Source organism: Synergistes jonesii, from assembly GCF_000712295.1.
In the GTDB taxonomy this organism is placed as follows: domain Bacteria; phylum Synergistota; class Synergistia; order Synergistales; family Synergistaceae; genus Synergistes; species Synergistes jonesii.
Genome location: NZ_JMKI01000059.1, coordinates 1 through 3,185, shown reverse-complemented (window position 1 = coordinate 3,185; position 3,185 = coordinate 1). Strand labels below are relative to the sequence as shown.

The window sequence follows — 3,185 nt, the reverse complement described above, 5'->3', positions numbered from 1 at the left end:
TCCAGAGCCTTTCTATACGTCCCTTGGCTGAGGGCTGTGCGCCGTTATCTGCTTTATACCAAGCTCATACAGCGCCTTGCCAAAGTTTGACAGCGGCAGCTCCGTTCCGCTCAAAATCTCATCGTCGGTCAACTCCTTGGGCGAACGGAATATAGTATGGCGGTCGCTGTATATGGACAGAGGCAATCCATATGCAAGCATCCCTTGTTCCAGCGCCGCGGCATAGCCGCGCATACATTCAGTTTCAGTAAAGAACGCCCCTGTAACGACCCCTGTCGCATCGTCTATATATGCGTGCAAAGTTGCATATCCGTGTTCTTCACCAAACCACTTGTGTCTGCTTGCATCGGTCTGCCACATAATACCGGCGGTCGTCTTCCTTGGACACGGCCGGTGCTGTTTTGCTTTATGCTTCACTGCCTTCTTGCTCTTTATACCAGCTCCTTTAAGCACACGGAACACCGAAGAACGGCTCACAGACATTCCCTCCGCTTCGTTCAGGCGTTCAGTGAAATGAGAGAAATTATAGTCAAAATACTTCCCCTCAAACAGCTCGACAATCCTCGTTTTAACCTCATCTGAAAGAGCGTGCCTCGGCTTCCGTCCCGCGTTTCCATGCACCATCCCCCTTGCGCCGTTTCTGGCAAAGCTGGCTTTTAGCCTTATGATTTGTCTTATAGAAATACCAAGCTGTTCAGATGCCTCCCCATTAGTCACTAAGCCTGATGACGCGGCTCCTATAATCCTTACCCTTCTCGCTTCATCGTTTGTCATACTCATCATGATCTGCCTCATAGTGACATTATCTCAGAACGATTAGAGGGTGACATTATCACAGAACAACAACAAAAATCGTCTATAGTCTGTTGAGAAAATATAACGTTTATGATACAATTCATATACAAACCAACACGCATAAAGCGAGGGATGAAAATGCCTAAAACAGAAATACTTCATATAAGAGTGGAGCCCGAAATAAAACAGATGGCCGATCAGACTTTCCGTGATTTAGGCCTCACCACAGCCGACGCCGTGAACGTCTTCCTGCGCAAATCCATCGACGCCGGCGGTTTCCCATTTTCCGTGCGGCGCAGGCTCAGCAAGGAGACACTTGAAGCCATGGAAGAAGCGTGGCGTCTGGCACGCGACCCCGATGCTAAAACTTATCACTCAATGGAAGAAATAATAGCGGAGCTGGAATCCGATGACTAATAAATACGCCGTCATCTGGACGAAACAATTCAAAAAAGACTTTAAAGCCGCAAAACGCCAGAGAAAAGATATTACGCTTTTGCTCGACGTCATTGAAATGCTAGCCAACGACATACCGTTGCCGCCAAGACATGACGACCACGCCCTCGCGGGCGATTGGAAAGGCTACAGGGAATGCCACGTCTCGCCGGATTGGCTCCTCGTATATATCAAAGAAGCCGACGTCTTAGTCCTTACACTCTACCGCGCGGGCAGCCACTCCGAAATATTCGGCAAATAAATAGTAAAAAAGCCCGACAAAAAAGCCGCCCTCCCGACGAGGGAGGCGGCTCTCGTTCTCTTCGTCTTCTGCCTACGGCAAATTCCATTTTAGAAAATTATACTCAATTAACTTTATAAAGGCATTCTAATATAAGCTAAACTATCGCCATGACGTGCTATTCAAAAGACTTACGAGAACGAGCTATAAAATATCTGCTTGGCGGGCACACTCCCAATAAGACTTCAAAGGTTTTCAATGTAGGCAAGACCGCGCTGTGGCGCTGGAAGAAGCAGCTTGAGGAACAGGTGGATCTGGAAGACAAGCCAAGGGGGGAAATATTTCAAGAAGGTTGACCCCCAGAAGCTGAAAGAATACTCGCCGCACGCCCCGACGCATACCTGTACGAAATCGGCGAGGTATTCGGCTGTTCATCTGCTGCAGTGTCGAAGGCGCTTAAGAGAATGGGATATACGAATAAAAAAATATACCACTTACAAAGAGCAGGAGGGGCAGAAAGTCGCGGAATACATAGAAAAGATAGACACAATACCGCAGGATCGGCTCGTATACGTCGACGGGACTGGCATAGACAGATACATGTACAGGGCACGCGCATGGTCGTGTGCGCGAAAAAATCAGAGGGCGCAGGTACATGAGTGCAGGGATTGCAGCCGCATTATGCTGCGGGAAAATCGTGTAGTGCAGTACGACGGCACTATGGAGAGCACGCTGTTTGAGGCGTGGTTCAAAGAGCGGCTATATCCTGCACTGGAGCGAGGGAAAACCTTAATAATGGACAACGCGGCGTTCCATCGGAAGAAGCATCTTGAGCGAATTGCCGAAGCCTCCGGACACAGGGTAAAATTCCTCCCCGCCATACTCGCCGGAACTGAACCCGATAGAGCATTTCTGGGCTGTCCTAAAGAAGCGCTTGCAGAGCACCATGAGTTACATGAAGTCGCTTGATGAGGCTATCGCGTTCTGGTTATAAGTTGATTGAGTAAGTATATACAATCGTGCTTTGACAAAAACGGGCCGCAAATATACGTACTGGGTAGTGTAACTTATTCTGTGTAAACCCCTTGCCCCTGGATCGATGTAAGACATCAAAGGGTTACCGTTACTGCTTCAGTATCACCATAATGACATACGCTATCCGGGCTGTCAATGGACTGCAGCCCGGACTTTTCTTATAGGCGTTTAGGGCTATTCCAGATCTCCGGGTTCTATGCGTTCCTCAAAGTAAATGCACAGCTGTGACAGAATTTTACTCCAGTCCCTGTCCCTGCCGGTCCACTTTTCAGTGATGTCCATCGTCGCAAGATAAAGGAGCTTGAGAAGGGCGTCGTCTGAGGGGAAGATCGTACGTGTTTTTGTCACTTTCCTGAGCTGCCGGTTGTAGTTCTCGATCTGGTTTGTCGTATAGATCATCCGGCGCAGCTCATAGGGATACTTGAAATAAGCGGATAACTGAGGCCAGTTGTTCCGCCAGCTCGCTACCGAAGACGGGTATTTCGAGCCCCACTTCTCTTCAAGTCTGTCAAGCCCTTCCTCGGCCTGCTCCAGTGTAGGAGCCTGATAGACACCCTTCAAATCATTCATAAAAGCCTTAATGTCCTTGTAAGAGACGAATTTTGTCGTGTAACGGATCTGATGGACAATGCAGCGCTGGATTTCGGCCTTGGGATATACGGCGCTTATCGCATCTGCA

Annotated in this window: 6 protein-coding genes and 1 pseudogene; 5 read left to right on the top strand and 2 right to left on the bottom strand. The window is 48.8% G+C overall.

Annotated elements, in window-relative coordinates; translation table 11 throughout:
* Nucleotides 1-12: 12 nt before the first annotated feature.
* Nucleotides 13-783: a helix-turn-helix domain-containing protein gene (locus EH55_RS12910; RefSeq protein WP_051682927.1), complete on the bottom strand. Its 771-nt coding sequence runs from the start codon at nucleotides 781-783 to the stop codon at nucleotides 13-15.
* A 150-nt stretch (nucleotides 784-933) separates the two neighbouring features.
* Here EH55_RS12910 and EH55_RS12905 point away from each other — a divergent pair, with 150 nt between their 5' ends.
* The 5 genes and pseudogenes from EH55_RS12905 to EH55_RS14915 all read left to right on the top strand — a co-directional run bounded on the left by EH55_RS12905 (nucleotide 934) and on the right by EH55_RS14915 (nucleotide 2,465).
* Complete coding sequence (locus tag EH55_RS12905) at nucleotides 934-1,212, top strand: type II toxin-antitoxin system RelB/DinJ family antitoxin (protein WP_037978689.1); 279 nt, start codon at nucleotides 934-936, stop codon at nucleotides 1,210-1,212.
* Nucleotides 1,205-1,492: a type II toxin-antitoxin system YafQ family toxin gene (locus tag EH55_RS12900; RefSeq protein ID WP_037978686.1), complete on the top strand. Its 288-nt coding sequence runs from the start codon at nucleotides 1,205-1,207 to the stop codon at nucleotides 1,490-1,492. Before EH55_RS12905 ends, EH55_RS12900 begins: the two co-directional genes overlap by 8 nt.
* Nucleotides 1,493-1,641: 149 nt before the next feature.
* Nucleotides 1,642-1,827 (top strand): IS630 transposase-related protein, encoded by a 186-nt coding sequence (locus EH55_RS14920; protein WP_081839602.1) that lies wholly within the window; start codon nucleotides 1,642-1,644, stop codon nucleotides 1,825-1,827.
* A pseudogene (locus EH55_RS14285) lies at nucleotides 1,769-2,341 on the top strand (transposase); the annotation flags it as partial. The gene EH55_RS14920 and the pseudogene EH55_RS14285, both read left to right, overlap by 59 nt.
* Before the next feature lie 22 nt (nucleotides 2,342-2,363).
* A complete protein-coding gene (locus EH55_RS14915; protein ID WP_141730596.1) occupies nucleotides 2,364-2,465 on the top strand; it encodes a hypothetical protein in 102 nt (33 codons plus the stop codon).
* 215 nt (nucleotides 2,466-2,680) lie between these two features.
* Here EH55_RS14915 and EH55_RS12890 read toward each other — a convergent pair.
* Nucleotides 2,681-3,185: IS256 family transposase (locus EH55_RS12890; protein WP_037978684.1), on the bottom strand; the 505-nt coding region annotated here is incomplete at its 5' end.

Coding starts and splice junctions, on each gene's coding strand:
- EH55_RS12900 (WP_037978686.1), top strand. CDS start 1,205: ATGACTAATAAATACGCCGTCATCTGGACGAAACAATTCAAAAAAGAC.
- EH55_RS14920 (WP_081839602.1), top strand. CDS start 1,642: ATGACGTGCTATTCAAAAGACTTACGAGAACGAGCTATAAAATATCTG.
- EH55_RS12910 (WP_051682927.1), bottom strand. CDS start 783: ATGATGAGTATGACAAACGATGAAGCGAGAAGGGTAAGGATTATAGGA.
- EH55_RS12905 (WP_037978689.1), top strand. CDS start 934: ATGCCTAAAACAGAAATACTTCATATAAGAGTGGAGCCCGAAATAAAA.